The sequence below is a fragment of the Sphingomonas sp. jy18 genome, from assembly GCF_056931895.1.
Genome location: NZ_JBXPBT010000001.1, coordinates 884,363 through 902,830, shown reverse-complemented (window position 1 = coordinate 902,830; position 18,468 = coordinate 884,363). Strand labels below are relative to the sequence as shown.

Annotated in this window: 19 protein-coding genes and 1 tRNA gene; 4 read left to right on the top strand and 16 right to left on the bottom strand. The window is 67.2% G+C overall.

All coding sequences use genetic code 11. The features are described 5' to 3' along the window. Positions 1-48 precede the first annotated feature (48 nt). Together msrB and AC0QC4_RS04430 are read left to right on the top strand one after the other, a co-directional pair. Positions 49-540 (top strand): peptide-methionine (R)-S-oxide reductase MsrB, encoded by a 492-nt coding sequence (msrB, locus tag AC0QC4_RS04435; RefSeq protein WP_483658651.1) that lies wholly within the window; start codon positions 49-51, stop codon positions 538-540. A 296-nt stretch (positions 541-836) separates the two neighbouring features. Further along, a complete protein-coding gene (locus AC0QC4_RS04430) occupies positions 837-2,168 on the top strand; it encodes a DEAD/DEAH box helicase (protein ID WP_483658497.1) in 1,332 nt (443 codons plus the stop codon). Between the two features lie 4 nt (positions 2,169-2,172). Here the strand turns inward: AC0QC4_RS04430 and AC0QC4_RS04425 are convergent, their stop codons facing one another. From AC0QC4_RS04425 to AC0QC4_RS04390, 8 genes are all read right to left on the bottom strand, one after another. Beyond that, on the bottom strand, positions 2,173-3,999 hold the full coding sequence (locus tag AC0QC4_RS04425) for a hypothetical protein (protein ID WP_483658496.1): 1,827 nt from the start codon (positions 3,997-3,999) through the stop codon (positions 2,173-2,175). Positions 4,000-4,006: 7 nt separating this feature from the next. Continuing rightward, positions 4,007-4,432, bottom strand: coding sequence for a GtrA family protein (locus tag AC0QC4_RS04420; protein WP_483658495.1), 426 nt, complete (start codon positions 4,430-4,432; stop codon positions 4,007-4,009). After that, a complete protein-coding gene (locus AC0QC4_RS04415; protein WP_483658494.1) occupies positions 4,432-5,949 on the bottom strand; it encodes an NAD(P)/FAD-dependent oxidoreductase in 1,518 nt (505 codons plus the stop codon). Before AC0QC4_RS04415 ends, AC0QC4_RS04420 begins: the two co-directional genes overlap by 1 nt. Before the next feature lie 101 nt (positions 5,950-6,050). Further along, a complete protein-coding gene (locus tag AC0QC4_RS04410; protein ID WP_483658493.1) occupies positions 6,051-6,593 on the bottom strand; it encodes a hypothetical protein in 543 nt (180 codons plus the stop codon). Positions 6,594-6,609: 16 nt separating this feature from the next. Continuing rightward, on the bottom strand, positions 6,610-8,187 hold the full coding sequence (gene purH, locus AC0QC4_RS04405; protein ID WP_483658492.1) for a bifunctional phosphoribosylaminoimidazolecarboxamide formyltransferase/IMP cyclohydrolase: 1,578 nt from the start codon (positions 8,185-8,187) through the stop codon (positions 6,610-6,612). 26 nt (positions 8,188-8,213) lie between these two features. Further along, a complete protein-coding gene (locus AC0QC4_RS04400) occupies positions 8,214-10,031 on the bottom strand; it encodes a heparinase II/III family protein (protein WP_483658491.1) in 1,818 nt (605 codons plus the stop codon). After that, positions 10,028-10,696, bottom strand: coding sequence for a ribulose-phosphate 3-epimerase (gene rpe, locus AC0QC4_RS04395; RefSeq protein WP_483658490.1), 669 nt, complete (start codon positions 10,694-10,696; stop codon positions 10,028-10,030). The genes AC0QC4_RS04400 and rpe overlap by 4 nt, the downstream gene beginning before the upstream one ends. 61 nt (positions 10,697-10,757) lie before the next feature. Next, complete coding sequence (locus AC0QC4_RS04390) at positions 10,758-11,465, bottom strand: hypothetical protein (protein ID WP_483658489.1); 708 nt, start codon at positions 11,463-11,465, stop codon at positions 10,758-10,760. Between the two features lie 141 nt (positions 11,466-11,606). On the opposite strand from AC0QC4_RS04390, the gene AC0QC4_RS04385 reads away from it, so the two are divergent. Further along, positions 11,607-12,617, top strand: a complete 1,011-nt coding sequence (locus AC0QC4_RS04385; RefSeq protein WP_483658650.1) for a histone deacetylase family protein — start codon at positions 11,607-11,609, stop codon at positions 12,615-12,617. 2 nt (positions 12,618-12,619) lie between these two features. Here the strand turns inward: AC0QC4_RS04385 and AC0QC4_RS04380 are convergent, their stop codons facing one another. The 3 genes from AC0QC4_RS04380 to AC0QC4_RS04370 are packed head-to-tail and all read right to left on the bottom strand — an operon-like array spanning position 12,620 to position 14,053. Then, complete coding sequence (locus AC0QC4_RS04380; protein WP_483658488.1) at positions 12,620-12,940, bottom strand: hypothetical protein; 321 nt, start codon at positions 12,938-12,940, stop codon at positions 12,620-12,622. Further along, entirely contained in the window at positions 12,933-13,151 is a 219-nt protein-coding gene (locus AC0QC4_RS04375; protein ID WP_483658487.1) for a type II toxin-antitoxin system antitoxin, read from the bottom strand. Before AC0QC4_RS04375 ends, AC0QC4_RS04380 begins: the two co-directional genes overlap by 8 nt. 5 nt (positions 13,152-13,156) lie before the next feature. Then, positions 13,157-14,053 carry an SPFH domain-containing protein gene (locus AC0QC4_RS04370; RefSeq protein ID WP_483658649.1) on the bottom strand — a complete coding sequence of 299 codons (897 nt, stop codon included), beginning with the start codon at positions 14,051-14,053 and terminating at the stop codon, positions 13,157-13,159. A gap of 146 nt (positions 14,054-14,199) precedes the next feature. Between AC0QC4_RS04370 and AC0QC4_RS04365 the strand changes: the two genes are divergently transcribed. Beyond that, complete coding sequence (locus AC0QC4_RS04365) at positions 14,200-14,628, top strand: hypothetical protein (protein ID WP_483658486.1); 429 nt, start codon at positions 14,200-14,202, stop codon at positions 14,626-14,628. Between the two features lie 14 nt (positions 14,629-14,642). On the opposite strand, the gene AC0QC4_RS04360 is transcribed toward AC0QC4_RS04365, so the two are convergent. From AC0QC4_RS04360 to AC0QC4_RS04340, 5 genes are all read right to left on the bottom strand, one after another. Further along, on the bottom strand, positions 14,643-15,614 hold the full coding sequence (locus AC0QC4_RS04360; protein WP_483658485.1) for an alpha/beta fold hydrolase: 972 nt from the start codon (positions 15,612-15,614) through the stop codon (positions 14,643-14,645). A 56-nt stretch (positions 15,615-15,670) separates the two neighbouring features. Then, positions 15,671-15,745 (bottom strand) — tRNA-Thr (locus AC0QC4_RS04355). A gap of 75 nt (positions 15,746-15,820) precedes the next feature. Further along, positions 15,821-16,825 (bottom strand): DUF2891 domain-containing protein, encoded by a 1,005-nt coding sequence (locus AC0QC4_RS04350; protein ID WP_483658484.1) that lies wholly within the window; start codon positions 16,823-16,825, stop codon positions 15,821-15,823. A 4-nt stretch (positions 16,826-16,829) separates the two neighbouring features. After that, entirely contained in the window at positions 16,830-17,771 is a 942-nt protein-coding gene (locus tag AC0QC4_RS04345) for a DUF979 domain-containing protein (RefSeq protein ID WP_483658483.1), read from the bottom strand. Further along, positions 17,768-18,442 (bottom strand): DUF969 domain-containing protein, encoded by a 675-nt coding sequence (locus tag AC0QC4_RS04340; RefSeq protein ID WP_483658482.1) that lies wholly within the window; start codon positions 18,440-18,442, stop codon positions 17,768-17,770. The genes AC0QC4_RS04345 and AC0QC4_RS04340 overlap by 4 nt, the downstream gene beginning before the upstream one ends. Between the last annotated feature and the right edge of the window lie 26 nt (positions 18,443-18,468).

The following is an 18,468-nucleotide window of genomic DNA, read 5'->3' as shown; positions in this document are numbered from 1 at the left end:
CACGAGGTCCAATCAGGCCGACAGGATGATGCCATGCACCACAGCCCAATTTCCCGACGCTCCCTGCTGGGGGTCGCTACCGCACTGGCCGGATCGCTGGTCGCGCTCGGCACCAGCGCGTGCGCGTCGGAACGCCCGGCCCGCTTCCCCTATATGCTGACCGACGCACAGTGGCGGCAGCGGCTGACGCCGATGCAATATTATGTGCTGCGGCAGGAGGGCACCGAACGTCCGTTCAGCCATCCGCTCAATAGCGAACATCGCAGCGGCACCTTCCGCTGTGCGGGCTGCGATCTGCCGCTGTTCTCCTCGACCACCAAATATGACAGCGGCACCGGCTGGCCCAGCTTCTACGCGCCCTTGCCGCGCGCCGTCGGCACCTCGACCGACTTTGCGCTCGGATTCCCGCGCACCGAGGTGCATTGCGCGCGCTGCGGCGGCCATCTCGGCCATGTCTTCGATGACGGCCCGCGCCCGACCGGCAAGCGCTATTGCATGAATGGCGTGGCGATGGAGTTTAGCCCCAGCACCCGCGGATGAACGGCTGACGCAATGCCGCGCCGAGCACACATCCGGCCGGTGCTTGCTTTTTGAAGGATTTGCGCGCATAGGCCGCAGCGACGAGTGCAGCACGCGGGCCCATTGCCCGGTGCGGACCCGGCAGCGTGATTGCCCGCGACCATGAAAACGCGAGGCCAGCCGGGCGCGTGCCTCGTCTTGTTCCAGAGATTGTCCCTTTCACGCGGGTCGGTTTCCAACCCGCTGCCGCGCCGGCTGTGCGCGCGCCGTCGATGGCGCGTGGCTGCCGGCCCGTCGGCCATGAAAGCTGTGTACCCATGACCACATTCCAGACCCTCGGTCTTTCCGAACCCATCCGCAAGGCGCTCGCCGCCAAGGGCTATGAAACGCCGACCCCCATCCAGTTGCAGGCGATCCCGCCGGTGCTCGACGGCCGCGACCTGTGCGGCATCGCCCAGACCGGCACCGGCAAGACCGCGGCCTTCGCGCTGCCGACCCTCGATTATCTGGCCCGCAACCCCGGCCCGCCGCCCAAGCGTTCGGCGCGCGTGCTGGTGTTGTCCCCCACGCGGGAGCTCGCCGCGCAGATTGCCGACAGCTTCCGCGACTATGGCCGGTTCCAGCGGCTGAGCGTCACCACCGCGTTCGGCGGCGTGCCGATCAACAAGCAGATCCGCGAAATCGTCGGCGGTGTCGACGTGCTGGTGGCGACACCGGGCCGCCTGCTCGACCTGATCGACCAGCGCGCGCTGCACCTCAAGGGCGTCGAGGTGTTCGTGCTCGACGAAGCCGACCAGATGATGGATCTCGGCTTCATCCAGCCGATCAAGCGCGTCCATGCGCTGTTGCCGGCCCAGCGCCAGACCCTGTTCTTCTCCGCCACCATGCCCAAGACGATCGCCGATCTCGGCGCGCAGTTCCTGACCGATCCAGTGCGCGTCTCGGTCGCGCCGGCGGCGACCACGGCGGAACGGGTCAGCCAGGCGGTGACCTTTGTCGACCAGAAGGAAAAGCCCGCGCTACTGGCGCTGGCGCTCAAGAACCAGCCGATCGACCGGGCGCTGGTCTTCACCCGCACCAAACATGGCGCGGACCGTGTGGTGCGCCAGCTCGCTGCCTGCGGCATCGGTGCCGTCGCCATTCACGGCAACAAGAGCCAGGCCCAGCGCACCACCGCGCTGCAGGCGTTCCGCGACGGGCGCGTGCGCATCCTGATCGCCACCGACATCGCCGCACGCGGCATCGACGTGTCGGGCGTCAGCCATGTGTTCAACTACGAACTGCCCAATGTACCCGAACAATATGTCCACCGCATCGGCCGCACCGCGCGTGCCGGCGCGGAGGGCGTGGCGATCAGCTTCTGCGCCAATGATGAAAAGCCGTATCTCAAGGACATCGAGCGGCTGACCAAGATCAAGCTCGACGTGGTGCCGCTGCCCGAAAATTTCGTGGCGCAGGTGCAGGCGCTGCCCAAGCCCGCCCCGGTGCAGGGCGAACGCGATGGCGTGCGCCGTCCGCAGGGCCGCGGCAATCCGCCGGGCAGCGCGCATCGGCGCGACGATGGTGCCAAGGCGGATCGCCCACGCAACTACAACCGCCGCAAGGGCCCGGTCGGTGCGCATCGCGGCGCGGTGAAGCGCAGCGGCTGACCAGCTAGCGCCGGGCGCTTTGCTCGCGGCTTGGCCGAGCAGGATCGACGATCCGCCACGCCTTCAGCGATGCGCCCGCGCCCAGGTCGAGCGGGACGAGCCAGTCCGGCGCAGGCCCGGTCGCCAGCCGATCGGCGAGGCCGTCGCCGGGGGCATCGCGGAAATTGCGATACTCCTGCGCGGCCGGACAGACCACGATCACCTGCGCACCGGTTGTCCGCGCCAGCGCTTCGGCGCGCTCGGGCGGACCGGTGAAGACGGCGATGACCTTGGCCATCACCGCATTGTTGCGGTGGTGGCCGGTGGCGACCACGCTGTGCGCCGAATGCTGCAGAAGATGCGGCCCGATATCGAGCGGCGTCAGCAGCACCGACGGCGGCAGCTTGGCAAGGCCGGCTAGGCTGACTGAATCGACGCAGGGCTTGTCGGGCACGGCCGCCGTGCCGTTGGCCGGCTTGCTGCCCACGGCGCCGACGATCAGCAGGGCCAGTACCGCGCCGGCGGCCGGCGGCAGGGCGACGGCTGTCGCCAGCGACGCCAGCACCCGCGGCACTGTCGTCGCGATGGCGCGGGCCTTGTCCCACAGCACCAGCCCCACCATTGCGCAGCCGGGCAGGGCGAACAGATGGGCGGTCGATGCGGTGCGGAACACCAGCAAGGACAGCAGGGTCATGCCGGCAAGCGCGCCGCCGAGCATCAGCCAGCGCTGGGCCGGCTCGACCTCGCCAGCGCGGCGCCAGCCTAGCCAGCAGCCGATCAACCCGACCAGCGAGGGCGCCAGAGCGAAGCCCGACAGGTCGTCGAGCGTGTTCCACCAGGGCAGGCCTTCGCGGACATTATTGTACCAATAGTGCTGGACCAGCGGATCGAGCGTGCCGAACGGCCCCTTCAGGCACAGCGGCTCGATGGAAACCAGCGCGGCTGCGGAGCAGGCCCCGGCCACGCAGAGCAGCAGGGTGCGCGCCATCCGCCCGCCGTGCCGCCGCTCGACGATCCAGTGGCCGAGAGTGACCAGGGTCGCGGCGACGCCGAGCGCCGCCAGATAGGGGAGCGACAGCGCGTCGCACCAGCGCTGCACCAGCGCGTCCGGCCCGCGGGTCAGGATTTGCAGCGCGGCCGCAGCGATGAACAGCGTCCACAGATAGGTCAGCAACCGCTCCCCCGCGGCCTTGCTGCCGCTCCACAGCCAGACGACGGCAAGCAGGGCGGCAAACAGCGCGACACCTGGCAGGCCCTCCAACGAGATAGCCAGCAAGGCCGCCGCGGCGAGGCCGGCGAACAGCCCGCTCCTGCCGCTGGCTGGCTGCAGCAGCATGGTCAGCGCCACCGCCGCGAGCATGATCTGCCAGCCATGATGGTCGATCCGCAGCGGGGCGAACTGATAGAGGATCATGTAATCGGTGGCGAGCAGCAGCGGGGCGATCAGCGCCACGCGCCGGTCACCGAGCAAGCTCGACAATCTGGCCAGCACGACGAAGGTCAGGGCCAGCAATGCCAGAGGCCAGAGCGCCAGCACCAGCTGTTCGGCGAGGGTGGTGCCGACCAGCGGCGACAAGGCGGCAATGCCGAGCGCGATCGGCGAATCGACAATGCGGCTCCAGTGCATCAGCCCGCCGCCGCCGGCCGGGTTGATGCGGTGCTGGCTGACATCCCACCACGCCTGCCCGCCGAGCAGGTCCCGCACCTGCACCAGGCGCAGCGCGTCATCGGGATCGACGGTGGCGAGGGTGGCAAAGCCGGGTGCATGGGCCACCAGCATGGCGACCGAAACCAGCGCCCAGCCGAGCAGGGCCAGACGCACCGGCGTCAGCCAGTTCAGGAACCGCGCCATCATGGGTTCAGGCGCGGAACACGATGTGGCGACGCAGCATGTAGGTCGCCTGGAAGCTGACGAAGATCGCCACCAGCTTGGACAGGCGCGGGTCGAGCCCGGCCGCGCTGCCGCCGCCGACGATGGCGGTGGTGATCGCCAGGCCGACCAGCGCCGAGCCGACGAACAGCGCCTTCTGGCGGGTGCGTTCGCCCGATCCGCGCGCCGCCGCGCCGTCTGCGAACACCAGCCGGCTCGATACCATCCAGTGAACCAATATCCCCATCATGTAGCCGGTCGCCGAGGCGGTGACCGGCAGCATGCCGCCGGCCAGCAGCAACAGGAACAATCCGGCGTCGGTGGCCAGCGCCAGCACGCTGGCGCCGACATAGCGCAGCCACCGGATGTCGCCACGCAGCGTGGCACGCACCAGCCCGGACAGCCGCTCGATCATCAGGCGGCTTTCGCCACGCGGGTGGGGACGTCGCGGACAGAGGCCAGCGCGGCCTGTTCGCCCTCGCTGCCGCTCTCATGATATTCGGCGTCTTCGTTGACGCCCCAGATGTCGTAGACGCGTTCGCCGGCGACGATGTTGCGCACCGTCAGCATCGCGGTCATCATCGCATGATCCTGGTTGTTGTAGCGGTGCATGCCGTTGCGGCCGACCATGTGCAGCGTGGGGTAGCGGGCTTCCAGCTCGGCGCGCATCGCCTCGACATTGGCCGCATAATCGTCGTCATAGACCGGATAGGCCTTTTCCTGGCGCACCACGGCGCCGCCCACCACATCCTCGGCACGGGTCAGGCCGAGCTGGGCCAGTTCCCTAGTGGCAAGCGCGATCAGCTCCTCGTCGCTCGACGACCACAGGCCGTCGCCTTCGAAGCAGAAATATTCCAGCCCGACGCAGGCCAGCGCAGGATCGGGCACCATCTCGGGCGACCAGCTGCGGAAATTCTGGACCCGGCCGACCTTCACCTTGCTGTCGTGGATGTAGATCCAGTTGTCCGGGAACAGGTCTTCGGAGCGGATCATCAGCGCGACGGTCAGGAAGTCGCGATAGCGCAGCGCGCCGGCTTCGCCGAAGCTCGCGGGCAGCGGGTGGATGCGGGCGGCAAGCTCGCGCATCGGCGCGCTGCTGATGACATGCGCGGCATCGATGGTGACGGTGCTGCCGTCGGCCTTGGTCGCCTGCATCTTCCAGCGGCCGGTGCCCTGGTCCTGCGTCAACTGCTTGAAGGCATGGCCCATCAGCACATGGTTGCCGCTGGCGACCACATGATCGCGCGCGGCTTCCCACATCATCCCCGGCCCCTGCCGCGGGTAGCGGAAGGTTTCGAGCAGCGTCTTGGTTTCCATGCCGTCATTGGGCTTCTTGTTGAGGCCCAGGCTGCGCTTGAGCCCGTCGAGCACCGCCGCACCGAGGCTCAGCCCCTTGATGCGCTGTGCCGCCCAGTCCGCGCTCATTTCGTCGCAGGGCATGCCCCATACCTTCTCGGTATAGGTCTTGAAAAAGATCGAATAGAGCTTCCAGCCGAACTGGTTGGCGGTCCAATCCTCGAAGCTGCGGATGGTCCGGCGCGGGAACAGCTTGGCCCAGCCGTAGCTTGCCATGCACATGGTCGAGCGCCAGATACCGAGGTTGAACAGCGCCTCGAACGCCCGCAGCGGGTAGGAATAGAATTTGCCCTCGTAATAGATGCGGCTCATCCGCGGGCGCTGGATGAAATCGTCCGGCAGAATCTCGTTCCACAGGTCGACCACTTCCTTGGATTTCGAAAAGAAGCGATGCCCGCCGATATCGAAGCGAAAGCCCTCATGCTCCACCGTGCGGCTGATGCCGCCGACATAGCGCTCGTCCTTCTCGATGACGGTGACCTTGTAGCCCGCCTTGGTCAGCAGATAGGCGGCGGTCAGCCCCGCTGGCCCGGCGCCGATGATGGCGACGTCGGCGCTGGTCGGTGAAGTCTGCATTGGTCTGGCTCCCTTGCGTCAATACGCTCGGGAGACGGAATGAACGAAGGCTTCTAAGGAATGGTTAACAGGCTGGTAGGAATGACGCCTGAAACGAAGAGTTACGGGCGCAGCGCGACGATGTAGAGTTGGCGGCGCTCTCGACAGTCGAGGATGCGCAGCATCTTCCAGCCACGATAGCCGTCGGCTTCAAGAATGCGCGGCACTTCGCACTGTGTGTGCCACCAACTGAACTGGCGGCTCTCGCCATAGGCCGCAAATTGCGCGGACGTAATCTCAGCTGGCCCGTGCATCACGTCGATCATGCGTTGCCGGTCATGCGCGCTCGGCTCGGTACGCATGTAGATCGCCCGGTCCGACCATGTTCCGAAATCGTCGGACAGCATGGCGTCCTCGCCCATCTCCGGGCGGAAACCGAACAGCTCTTCGAACAGCGCGGCATCGCTTTTCTGCAGTAGCGCCGAAATGCCGATCAGCGCCGCGAGCGCCAGCAGCGGCAGTGCCACACATCCAAACGGTGCGATCGCGAGCCCTATCCGCGCGGCTATGGTCCGGGGGCGGATGATGATGGCCGTGGTGATCGCCGCGGCGATCCCCGCGGCGAACAGGCCGGTGAGCAGCGGGATGACCCAGAGGCTCCACATCCCGGCGGCCGTCTCCTCAATGCCGGAAATGGCGCATGCCGGTGAACAGCATCGCCAGGCCTGCCTCGTCCGCTGCGGCGATCACCTCGTCATCGCGCATCGATCCGCCGGGCTGGATGACGCAGGTCGCGCCAGCCTCTACCGCGGCCAGCAGGCCGTCGGCGAAGGGAAAGAAAGCGTCGCTGGCGACCGAGGAACCCTGGGTGCGCGGCGCCGTCCAGCCAAATTCCTGCGCCGCCTCCACTGCCTTGGCGGCGGCGATGCGGGCGCTGTCGCGCCGGTTCATCTGGCCTGCGCCGATGCCTGCGGTTGCGCCATTCTTGGCATAGACGATGGCGTTGGATTTGACGTGCTTGGCGACCGTCCAGGCGAAGAGCGCGTCGCTGACCTCCTGCTCGGTCGGTGCGCGTCTGGTCACCAGCTTGAGGTCGCCGCGCTGCACCCGCCCATTGTCACGGCTCTGCACCAGCCAGCCGCCGAGGATATTCTTCATCGATAGCCCGCCGCGCGCGGGATCGGGCAGGGTGCCGGTCAGCAGCAGCCGCAGGTTCTTCTTTTTCGCGAACACCGCGCGCGCATCGGCATCGGCATCGGGGGCGACGACGACTTCGGTGAAGATGCCGGTGATCGCCTCCGCGGTCGCGCCATCGATCGGGCCGTTCAGGGCGATGATGCCGCCGAACGCCGAGACATGGTCGCATTCGAACGCTGCCTTGTACGCGTCCGCCAGCGTTGCGCCGGTGGCGACGCCGCAGGGATTGGCATGTTTGACGATGACGCAGGCCGGGCCGCTGTCACGGAATTCGGCGACCAGCTCCAGCGCGGCGTCGGCGTCGTTGAGATTATTGTAGGACAATTCCTTGCCCTGCACCTGTTCGGCCTGGCCGATGCCCCGTCCATGCGGCCCGGCAGGGCGGTAGAAGGCCGCTTGCTGATGCGGATTCTCGCCATAGCGCAGCACGGTGGGTGCCTCGGCGACCAGCGGCAGCGTGGCGGGGAAAAGCTGTTGCTGATCGGCGAAGCCGAACCAGCTGGCGATCATGCTGTCATAGGTCGCGGTATGCGCGAACGCCTTGGCGGCGAGGATTTTGCGGAAAGCAAGTTCGGTCGTGCCGCTTTCGATGATCGCGGCATAGTCCGCCGGATCGGTGACGATTGCGACATCGGCGTGGTTCTTGGCGGCGGACCGCACCATGGCCGGGCCGCCGATGTCGATATTCTCGATGATCTCGTCACGCGCTGCGCCACGCGCCACCGTTGCGGCGAACGGATAGAGATTGACCACCACCAGATCGATCGCGCCGATGCCGTGCGCGTCCATCGCCGCGACATGGTCCGCATCCTTGCGTACCGCCAAGATGCCGCCATGGACCAGCGGGTGCAGCGTCTTGACCCGCCCGTCCATCATTTCGGGAAAGCCGGTCAGGTCGGAAACGTCGCGGACAGCGAGCCCCGCCTCGCGCAGTGCCTTGGCGGTGCCACCGGTCGAAACCAGCTCCGCGCCATGCGCGGCAAGCGCGCGCGCCAGATCGACGATGCCGGTCTTGTCGGAGACAGACAGCAGCGCACGGCGGATGGGGATGACGTCGGTCACAAACGATCCTTCACATATCGGGTGGTTCAGCCGATCTGGCGCAACTGCCAGCCGATGCTGGCGCCGCCGGCGGGCACCACGCCGCTTAGCTCTATCTGGTAACAGGGGGCCGGGCGGCCATCGCCATCGACCCACAGGCTGTCCTCGATGGCCACCGACGCCCCGGCGCAGCGCAGCTGCCAGTGGACCCCGCCCGCCAGTCGCAGCAACACGGCCTGCCCGTCTGCGGTCATGCTGGGATCGACGTCCGGCCCCAGGTGGAAGCGGATGGCAAAGGGCAGATCGCCGGCGCGCCGCCGCCGTCCGCGCGGCAGCAGCACATCCTCGCCGCGCAATTCGCGGCCGTGCGATGCCAGGATCAGCAGCCGCTGGTGGATGAAGCCGTGGCGACGGACATAGCCGTCATGGGTCAGCTCGATGCGGGATCCGCCATCGGCTTCGCGCCGGTCGATCTCGACCTCGGTAACGCCCTTGCCCAGCGTTCCGTCCGCGAGAATGGCGGTCGAATTCTGGTCGGCCAGGGTCAGCGTCGAATGGGCAGCGGTGGTGCGCAGGCCCCGCGCCAGCTCGGCCGGCACCAGCGCGCCGGCGAGCGCGGCGCCGCCGCAGTTGACGATCAGCCGCTGCGGCCCGTCGGAAAATTCGAAGGCAAGCGTGGAGGCGCAGCCGGCGTCGGTGGCGCGGGCCACCGGCGGCGGTGCGGCATCCACCACCAGCAGCGCCCGGCCGGCGGTGAGCCGCTGATAGCCCCAGTCGCGCGCCGCGCGCAGTGGGCGGGCGCGGATGCCGCTGGCGGCGACGATCGCGGCCACCCGGTCGGGCGTCATCGCCCCGGCCCCCTGCCAGTTGCCGAGCCCGCCATCGCCATGTGCCAGCGCCGTCAGCGCCGGGACGGCCAGGGCGAGCGTCTCTCCGATCCATGCCGGCGGATCCATGCGACGCAGCGCGTAGACGCGGTTCAGCATGGAGAGCACCGCTATCGCATCGGCCTGCGCCAGCGGCGAGCGGCTGATGGTGCCGCCATCGGCGTAGAAACAGCCGAGCAGCGCCTTGCGCAGCCCGGCCTCGCCGAAGGCGCGGCGCGGCTCGCCGCCGGGCAGCGCGAGACCAGCCGCAACGATCGCCGACCAGGCGACCAGTTGCGGCACCCCCGCCTTGGCGGAAGCTGCGGTGCGATCGAGGTGGCGTGCCGTCCGCGCAATCGAATTGAGCGTGCGCGAGCGGTGGACGATGTCATCGCTGGCGAGCAGTGCCGGGGCATAGGCCAGCCAGAACAGCAGGCGCCACCCGGCATTGTCCGGCCGCCACGCCGGTTCGGCGATGGTCTCGTCATGCGCGTCGAGCCAGCGGCGCTGCAGCCCCTCGGCAATCGGGCCGACATCGTTGCGCGACCCCGCCGATGCCAGGTCACGGAGCCAGGCAAAGCTGTGGATATAGTCGGCGAAAGCCTCGGGCAGATCGAGCCGGGCAAAGTCGAGCCGCGCGGTCGGCAGCTTCAGGCCACGAAACAGGAAATGCCCCGCCCGCAGCGCCTTGCCCGCCATCGGATCGCCGGGCACCGGATCTTCGGGAACACCGAGCAGCTTGAGCGGAAACCGGCCGCGCAGCCGCAGTGCGTGCAGCGGCGTCCGCCAGCTCAGGCGGTAGAAGCGGGCAGCAATGCGGTCGGCCAGGCTGGCGCCGCGATCGTCGGACAGGCGGATCAGGCGGCGCCCGGTCTCGATCGTGTCATGGCTGTCGGCGGCGAGCGGTTCGATGTCGCGGACAGCGTGCGCCTCGGCCGGCAGCGATGCCTTGATCGCGGAGCCGCGCGCGGGCGGCACGATGTCGCCCTCATGCATCATCCCTGGCGCAGGGCCGCAATGTTGGCGGCGTAGCAGCCGGGCCCGCCCCGGAAACTGGCCGATCCCGCCACCAGCACGTCGGCCCCGGCGGCGATGACCTGCGGCGCGGTCACCGCATCGACCCCGCCGTCGACCTCCAGCCGGATATCGCGCCCGCTCTTGCCGATCATCTTGGCGATCGCCTCGATCTTGCGCAGCTGGCTGGTGATGAAGCTCTGCCCGCCGAAGCCGGGATTGACGCTCATCACCAGCACCAGATCGACCTCGTCTATCAGATAGTCGAGCATCTTCGCCGGGGTTGCCGGATTGAGCACGACGCCGGCCTTTTTCCCCAGCGCCTTGATCGACTGCACGGTGCGGTGCGCGTGCGGCCCGGCCTCGGGGTGGAAGCTGATGATGTCGGCACCGGCCTCGGCGAACGCCTCCAGATAGGGGTCGACCGGGGAAATCATCAGATGCACGTCGAACGGCTTGCTGCTGTGCGGGCGCAACGCTTTCACCACAGCCGGCCCGATCGTGATGTTGGGCACGAAATGCCCGTCCATGACATCGACATGGATCCAGTCGGCCCCCGCCGCGTCGATTGCCCGCACCTCCTCCCCCAGCCGCGCGAAGTCGGCAGACAGGATGGACGGGGCGATCAAAACTGGGCTGGCGGCACTCATGGTTGCCGACAGGCTCTAGCGACGATGCGAATCACGGGCAACCGTCCTCAGCCCTGCACACTCAAAGATAGCGACGGATATGCTCAGGAAGCGGGGCAGCAATTGTCGCAGCGGCGATAATGGCGTCACGTAAACGTCCGGATAGCGCGCATTCGTGGCGCGCGAAGAGGTGATAGCCGTTTTCATCAACCAGTTCGACCACCACGTGCATTCCATCCGCGCAAACGACCAAGTCACCATTCTCGTCTTGGAAGCCACCGCGAGCGTGCACCTGTTGGGAATCAATCGCTGCGGCCCGGTTCAGTGCGGCGATGGTATTGGCAAGGTCGCGGCGGATCGTTTGGCTGCGAGTTGTCGCAACGCGACCGGGCTCATATCCGCCCGCACCGGTCAGAGTGGTCATCCGCACAATTGGGCGCGTGTTCCGCGCATCGATGCGAACGGAATAGGCAGGATGGAAGCTCGGTAGAAACAGGACGCGCATGACATAGGTGTCGCGTCTGTCGGTTGGTTGCATCTTTTGCAGCACCGGCTCGCGCATCGCCGCCAGCTGATTACCGTACCAACTTTCAAGAAAATCCCCGTCGGCTCCGGGTTCGAGGGGAAAGTAGCGATCCCGTCCCTGCGGATGAAAAGCGTCGCTTTGGTCTTGGTCGCCAGTGGTGACGCTAGCCGCTACCAGCTCTTGGCCAATGCCACCGAGAGGCCAAGCCAGACTGATCGCTCCGACGGCACAAAGGGTGGCTCGCAAGATGCGACGGCTTTGCATGGTTACGCCCGAGTCTAACGGTGATCTGACTCAGCGGCAACCGCATAAGCAGTTGGCGGAGCGCATCCGTGGCCCAGTGCTGAGCCCGCCAAAGCGGGTCGGTTGCGGTTGTATCGGTTGCCCCGCTACAAGGCGACAATGATCCCCGCCTATTTCGATCCCGTCCAGTCGGCCCACGCGCCTGCACTCGAGCTGCACAATGGCGCCTTCGTGCCGAGCGCCGACACGCCGGCGCGGGTCGAGGCGTTGCTCGCGGCGGTCGGTCCGGTCACGGCGCCGACCGACCATGGTTTGGCCCCGATTTTGGCGGTGCATGACGTAGCATATGTCGATTTCCTGCAAGGCGCCCATGCCGACTGGCGCGCCGCCGGGCGGGAGGGCGATGCCTTCCCCTATGTCTTCCCGGTCCGCCACCGCCGCGATCTGCCGCTCGAGCGGATTGACGCACGGATCGGCCGCTACGCTTATGACATGGGCACACCGATTGCAGAGGGTACCTGGCCGGCCGTCTACGCCAACGCGCAGGTCGCGCTGTCGGCGCTCGACGTGCTGCTGGACGGCAGCGCACCGCACAGTCTGGCCCTGTGCCGTCCGCCTGGCCACCATGCGGGGCGTGACTATTTCGGCGGCTATTGCTACCTCAACAATGCCGCCATCGCCGCGCAGGCCGCAATCGATGCCGGGCGGCGGGTCGCCATCCTCGACATCGATTATCATCATGGCAACGGCACGCAGGATATCTTCTACGAAAGTGCGAACCCGCTGTTCGTCTCGCTCCATGCCGATCCGGTGCGCGACTATCCCTTTTACTGGGGGCATGCCGACGAGCGCGGGGCTGCCGCAGGGCAGGGCGCCACGCTCAACCTGCCGCTACCGCACGGCACTGCGCTTGGGCCCTATCGTGCCGCACTGGCGACAGGGCTCGCGGCAATTCGCGGGATCGATCCCGACCTGATGGTGCTCAGCTTCGGCGCCGACACCTTCGTCGACGATCCGATCTCCCACTTCGCGCTGGAGACGGCGGATTATGCCGTCATCGCCCAGGATATCGCCGCGCTCGGATTGCCGGTGCTTATTGTGATGGAAGGCGGCTATGCGGTCGATGCGCTGGGCGCCAATCTCGCCAGCTTGCTGTCAGGCTTTGTTGGCTAGGGTCAGCGCCGCCGTCTCGCCTTGTCCCGTTCTCGCCTGACGGCCTGCAGATCCTCCAGATCGACTATTTCCGAACGCGCCAGCACCCAGCGCACCATGCAGACGCTCCATCCGGCCAAGACAGCCAAGTAGGCGACGACCCCGAGCCAAAGCGTCGGCCCCTTCGGTTCAGCGGAGGCGAACCACACGAACGCGCCGGTCACCGGTGCCAGAGTCATCATCCAGACGAACAGCGCCCGCCAGCCAGCGGCGGTGCGCGGCAATATGCTGAGGGCCCACCGGCCGGACCGGTAGGCGACGAACGGCTTTTCCCTCCTACTCATATCCTGACCCTTCCTTCATGGCGGCCGGCCGGCCGCGTTTGGGCGTCTCGCTGACGGCGACGCGCACCCCGCGCCGCGCCAGCGCCTCGCGCAGCAGGAATTCGATCTCGGCATTGACGCTGCGCAGGTCGCCCGCAGCCGCCCGCTCGATCGCCGCATGCAGTGCGGGATCGAGGCGGAGCGGAAAGGGCTTTCTGGCGGGCGGTGGCATCCGGCTTACTGGTATAGCGACCCGGTATTGACTACCGGCTGGGTGTCGCGCTCGGAGCAGAGGACGACCATCAGGTTGGAAACCATCGCCGCCTTGCGCTCGTCATCGAGGTGGACGACATCCTTCTCGCTGAGCTGGTTGAGCGCCATCTCGACCATCGTCACCGCGCCTTCGACCAGCTTGGCCCGCGCCGAGATCACCGCCTCCGCCTGCTGCCGCCGCAGCATCGCGCCGGCGATTTCCGGGGCATAGGCCAGGTGGGTCAGCCCGCATTCGTCGACCGTGATGCCGGCGACGTCGAGCCGTTCGATCAGCGCCTTGCGCAGTTCGACGCCCACTTCGTCATGGTTGCCGCGCAGCGTGATCTCCTTGTGCTCGATATCGTCATAGGGAAAGCGCGAGCCGATCGAGCGCACCGCCGCTTCGATCTGCGCCATCACGAATTCCTTGTAGTCGTCGACATCGAACAGCGCCTGCGCGGTATCGGTGACGCGCCATACTACCTGGCAGGCGATTTCTATGGGGTTGCCGCGCAGATCGTTAACCTTGATCTGCTGCGAGATGACATTGTTGGCGCGCACCGCGATCTTGGTCCGCGTCAGCCACGGCAGCACCCAGCGCAACCCTTCGTTGCGGTCGGTGCCCTTGTAGCTGCCGAACAGCTGGATGGCGGCGGCCTCGTTGGGGTTAATCATGTAGAAGCCGGACAGGATCAGCGTGCCCACGACCGCGGAGACGATCAGCACGCCGATCGACACTATTGTTTCATTGTCCCCCGGAAACTGCAGCGCGGCCCAGATTCCCGCCGCCAGCAGCACCAGCCAGATCAGCAGCATCAGATAGCCGCTGGCGGTCGCCGCCGGCACCTCCCGGCTGCGGTTGAGCACCGTTGCTTCTTGCATCGCCACTGTCACGTCCTCCCTGAAAACATGATATCATAATTATATGAGATTCGGCGCGCGTCAAGCGCTCTTCGTTGCGCTGGCGATTCACGGTAAAATTATGATAAATACAGAATATCCAGTGATTCGACGGCAGGGGGGCGACTGTGCAGATCGACATCAGTTTCCAGAATTGGCAGCGGCTCACCGCGCTGCTCGAGAATGAGCGCGACAGCATCGACAATGTGATTGCACGGCTGATCGCGGATCGCATGGCGCAATCGCGCGAAGTGCTGATGGTCCGACAGGGGGCGAGCGAGCTGGCGGTCAAGGGTGTGACCTTGCCCAACGGCACGATGTTGCGCGCGACATTCAAGGGCAAAACCTATTTTGCAGAAATTATAGAGGGCCGCTGGTTCGATCGGGAGACCGGCCAGACCCGCACCAGCCCGTCGCAGGCGGCGATTGCCATCACCGGCGGCGTCACCAATGGCTGGCGCTTCTGGCAGGTTCGCCGGCCGGACGATGCCGACTGGCTGCCGCTGTCCGATCTTCGGGTGCGGCGTCCGCGCCTGCTGGTCAAGCAGGCGGCCTGAGCGCCGGGCACTGGTCAGCGGGGCAGTGTGCGCCCCAGCCAGTCGATGAGCAGGCGTTCGACCTCGGCAGCGCGCTCGGCCTGGATCCAATGGCCGCAGCCGGGCAGCATATGGCTTTCCAGCACAGGCACATGCGCCTGCATCAGCGGCAGGGGGTCGGCCGCGCCAAGCAGAAAGGCCGGATCGCTGGAGCCGCCGATGAACAGCGCGGGCATAGGGATCACCGGGTCGAATTGCTGCGCCCACGCAAAATCGCGGCCATGGTTGCGATAGCGGTTGAGCGCGCCGGCAAATCCTGTCCGCGCGAATGTCTCGACGGCAAGTTCGAAATAGCCCGGCTCCAGCCACGCCGGCGGCGCTTCGGGAAAGCGCAGCCCGTCCATCAGCGCTGCCGAGGCCGGCTTGTCGTTGGGCCAGTCGCCCGGCGCCGCGTCCCCCGAAATGCAATGGTAGAAAGCGCGCAGGAACCGCGCCGGATCCGCCTCCAGCGCGCGCTCGGCAACGCCTGGCTCCTGGAAATAGGCTTGGTAGAAAAAGCGGTTCCGCGCGGTGAAACGCTGGGTGAACAGCTGGTCGTACGGCATCTTCGCCCGGCCCGCCCACGGAATCGAGAGCGCCGCTACCGCGCCGAACACATCGGGCCGGGCCATCGCCGCATTCCAGACGATCGCCGCCCCCCAATCATGCCCGATCAGGGTGACCGGCGCATTGGGCGACAGCTGCCGCGCCACCGCGACCAGATCGCCCACCATCGCCTCCATGCGATAGGCCTCGATCGCCTCCGGCCGGTCGCTGTCCCCATAGCCGCGCACATCGATGGCACAGGTACGATACCCCGCCCCGACTGCAGCGGCAGACAGCCGGTTCCACGATTGCCGCAACTCGGGAAAGCCATGCACGAACAAGAGCACCGGCCCGCCACCCGCAACATCCGCAGCAATCCGCTGGCCGGCGTCGGTTACAAAGAGGTGCGAAGGCGCGCGCATGTCAACGCAGTGGCGCACCACCGGGGGCAACGTCAACTGCGCGCGGGATCGGTAAATGGTGCGCTTACAGGACTCGAACCTGTGACCCCCGCATTACGAATGCGATGCTCTACCGACTGAGCTAAAGCGGCACTGCTGGCGCCCCTACCAGCGGATCCGCGTGCGCACAAGCGGCGGAGCGTGCCGCAATCTCTTCGGGGCAGTCACTAGACGCAGGGCTCCGGGTCCAGGGCGAGCAGGGCGAAGCTGGCGAGCCAGTGTTCGCCCATATAGTGGCCGGATACTGCGCCGAGGCTGGCGTCAAGATGGGTGTCGGCGGCGGCGCGGGCAGGTGCCGTGGCGGGGTGCGCTTCACCCAGCGCGGCGGCGATGGCGCGCCAGCACCAGGCGCGGCTAAGGTTGAGTCCGTCGAGGTGGGCGATCTTGCCGTCGCTCGGGTCCGAGACGATGGCAGGGGTAAACAGGCTGGCGGGCTGCCCCGCCGATGCGCGCGGCAGGAAGCGGTCGAACCAGCCAGCGAACTCGTCGGGCGGCAGCACCCGGCTCATCAGCACCGCCTCGGTCAGCGCCGATGACAGGAATTCGTCGCCGCCCGGCTCCCACGCCTGGCAGTCGCGATCCTCGCCGAACCAGCCGCGCGCACGGGCATGGATCATCGCGACGAGCGCCGGATCCCTTGGCAGGGCCCAGCTTCGGGCATGCAGCAGGGCGAAGGCGATGTTGAAATGGGTGCCGACCCGCAGCGGATAGGTCAGTCGTGGCAGAAAGGCATGGAAGCGCGCGGCAAAGGCCTCGGCAAGCGGTTCCAGCGCGGCCGCCCAGCCGGCCTCGTGCCGCGCGGCTTCCGCATGCAGCGCCAGCAGCCACGCCCAGCCATAAGGCCGCTCAAACCCTGCGGCGGTGGGCCGATCGAGAAAGCGCCGTTCTCCGGCCAGCGTGTCGGGCACCAGCATGGCGTCGGCGCGCGCGATAATGGCCGGTGCGGACGGCATGTCGGGGAAATGGCGCAACAGCCGCAGCACCTGCCACCAGCCGTGCACGCAGCTGTGCCAGTCGAAGCTGCCATGGAACACCGGATGATGCGCGATCGGCGGCAGCGCGTCCTCGGGGCCATCGAGCACGAGGTCCATCTTGTAGGGATATTCCCGGCCAAGGTGCGACAGGGTCAGCCCGGCGAAGCGCTCGGCAAGCGCGGGAGTCAGTCGATGCATCGGCCTATCCGAACGCGAAGAGGTAGATGAAGGCGATATTTATCCCCAGCAGCGGCAGCGCGGTGCCGATCTGCCGGTGGATCACGGCATGCTCGTTCTTCAGTTCGAGCAGGGCGGCGGGCACCAGATTGAAGTTGGCGGCCATCGGCGTCAGCAAGGTCCCGCAGAAACCGGCGAGCATGCCGATCGCACAGACCACCGCCGGGTCGCCGCCATAGCCCTGGATCAACAGCGGCATGCCGATGGCAGCGATCATCACCGGAAAGGCGGCAAAGGCGTTGCCCATCACCATGGTGAACAGCGCCATGCCGAGGCCGAAGGCGATCACGGCGCCGAGCCGGCTGCCCTCCGGAATGCCGAGCTGGACCAGCCCGCCGACGACGTCGCCCACGCCTGCCACCGCGAACACGGCGCCGAGGCTGGCGAGCATCTGCGGCAGCACCGCCGCCCAGCCGACCGAATCCATCAACCGGCGCCCCTCTTCGAGCGGTTGCAGCAGGCGCGGGCGCAGATGCGCATAGCCGGCGGCGAGCGCGCACAGCACCCCCAGCGCCAGCGAGATCAGCGTCACCTGCGCGGTATCGAACAGCGACGGCATCGACTTGAACAGCAGCGTGCCGAGCAGCGCGGTGGCGGGAATGATCAGCGCGATCAGGAACAGGCTGGCACCGAAGCGCGCGGTGCCGGCCGGGGCATCGCTGGCGGCAGTCTGCTCCGGCGGCCTACGACCGACCAGACCGAAACCGGCAAGCAGCGCCAGCCCGATCACCAGCAGGCCGTTGCCGAGATCGCCCAGCCGGTCGCCCGCCAGCATGCTCAGCGCCATCAGCGACCAGAAGGCGGCATTTCCCCAGCGGTGCGGGTGGCCGGCGTCGCGGATGTTCATCCATGCGTAGGCGATGAAGGCGAGCCCGGCGATGACATAGACCCATTGCAGCGTGATCATGCGTCGCGCCCCGTGCTGCGCGCCAGCCGGCGGTCGAACAGCCACAGGCGAAACCCGTGGATGAGGAAGGCGGCGATGGCCGTGGGGATGGCCCACACGGACAGCTCGAAGGGTTCGAGGATGATGCCATATTGCTGCATCAGCCCTTTCATCAGCAGGATGGAGCCGATGGCGAGAAAAATGTCCTCGCCGAAGAACAGGCCGACATTGTCGGTAGCCGCGGCCATGGCCTTGACCTCCTCGCGCGCCGGCTCGTCGAGGCCGGGCTGCTGGCGCTCCGCTGCGGCCTCGGCCATCGGCGCGACCAGCGGACGCACCGTCTGGGCATGGCCTGCGACCGATGTCAGCCCCAGCGCGGCGGTGATCTGGCGCAGCAGCAGATAGCCGGTCAGCAACCGGCCGCTGGTCGCGCCGCGCATCCCGGCAATCAGCGCGCGGGCGCGGTCCTGCAGGCCATGGGCTTCCAGCAAGCCGATCACCGGCAGCACGATCCACACCACCGACACATAGCGCGCATCGTTGAAGGCGCGCCCGAACGCCTCGATGACCGCCTGCAGGTCCAGTCCGGCAGCGAGCCCGGTCGTCAATGCCGAGGCCAGAATGACCAGCATCGGGTTGAAGCGCAGCATGAAGCCCGCGACAATCACGGCGATCCCCAGCAATACCCACATTGTCTGTCCCCCTCACGCGCCGCTGC

What these genes read in the sequence shown, in the direction of transcription:
- AC0QC4_RS04415 (WP_483658494.1), bottom strand. Translation starts at nt 5,949, where the DNA reads ATGCAGACTTCACCGACCAGCGCCGACGTCGCCATCATCGGCGCCGGG.
- AC0QC4_RS04425 (WP_483658496.1), bottom strand. Translation starts at nt 3,999, where the DNA reads ATGGCGCGGTTCCTGAACTGGCTGACGCCGGTGCGTCTGGCCCTGCTC.
- AC0QC4_RS04345 (WP_483658483.1), bottom strand. Translation starts at nt 17,771, where the DNA reads ATGATCACGCTGCAATGGGTCTATGTCATCGCCGGGCTCGCCTTCATC.
- AC0QC4_RS04350 (WP_483658484.1), bottom strand. Translation starts at nt 16,825, where the DNA reads ATGCATCGACTGACTCCCGCGCTTGCCGAGCGCTTCGCCGGGCTGACC.
- AC0QC4_RS04360 (WP_483658485.1), bottom strand. Translation starts at nt 15,614, where the DNA reads ATGCGCGCGCCTTCGCACCTCTTTGTAACCGACGCCGGCCAGCGGATT.
- AC0QC4_RS04375 (WP_483658487.1), bottom strand. Translation starts at nt 13,151, where the DNA reads ATGCCACCGCCCGCCAGAAAGCCCTTTCCGCTCCGCCTCGATCCCGCA.
- AC0QC4_RS04380 (WP_483658488.1), bottom strand. Translation starts at nt 12,940, where the DNA reads ATGAGTAGGAGGGAAAAGCCGTTCGTCGCCTACCGGTCCGGCCGGTGG.
- rpe (WP_483658490.1), bottom strand. Translation starts at nt 10,696, where the DNA reads ATGAGTGCCGCCAGCCCAGTTTTGATCGCCCCGTCCATCCTGTCTGCC.
- AC0QC4_RS04410 (WP_483658493.1), bottom strand. Translation starts at nt 6,593, where the DNA reads ATGTGGAGCCTCTGGGTCATCCCGCTGCTCACCGGCCTGTTCGCCGCG.
- AC0QC4_RS04340 (WP_483658482.1), bottom strand. Translation starts at nt 18,442, where the DNA reads ATGTGGGTATTGCTGGGGATCGCCGTGATTGTCGCGGGCTTCATGCTG.
- AC0QC4_RS04390 (WP_483658489.1), bottom strand. Translation starts at nt 11,465, where the DNA reads ATGCAAAGCCGTCGCATCTTGCGAGCCACCCTTTGTGCCGTCGGAGCG.
- AC0QC4_RS04370 (WP_483658649.1), bottom strand. Translation starts at nt 14,053, where the DNA reads ATGCAAGAAGCAACGGTGCTCAACCGCAGCCGGGAGGTGCCGGCGGCG.
- AC0QC4_RS04430 (WP_483658497.1), top strand. Translation starts at nt 837, where the DNA reads ATGACCACATTCCAGACCCTCGGTCTTTCCGAACCCATCCGCAAGGCG.
- AC0QC4_RS04400 (WP_483658491.1), bottom strand. Translation starts at nt 10,031, where the DNA reads ATGATGCATGAGGGCGACATCGTGCCGCCCGCGCGCGGCTCCGCGATC.
- AC0QC4_RS04420 (WP_483658495.1), bottom strand. Translation starts at nt 4,432, where the DNA reads ATGATCGAGCGGCTGTCCGGGCTGGTGCGTGCCACGCTGCGTGGCGAC.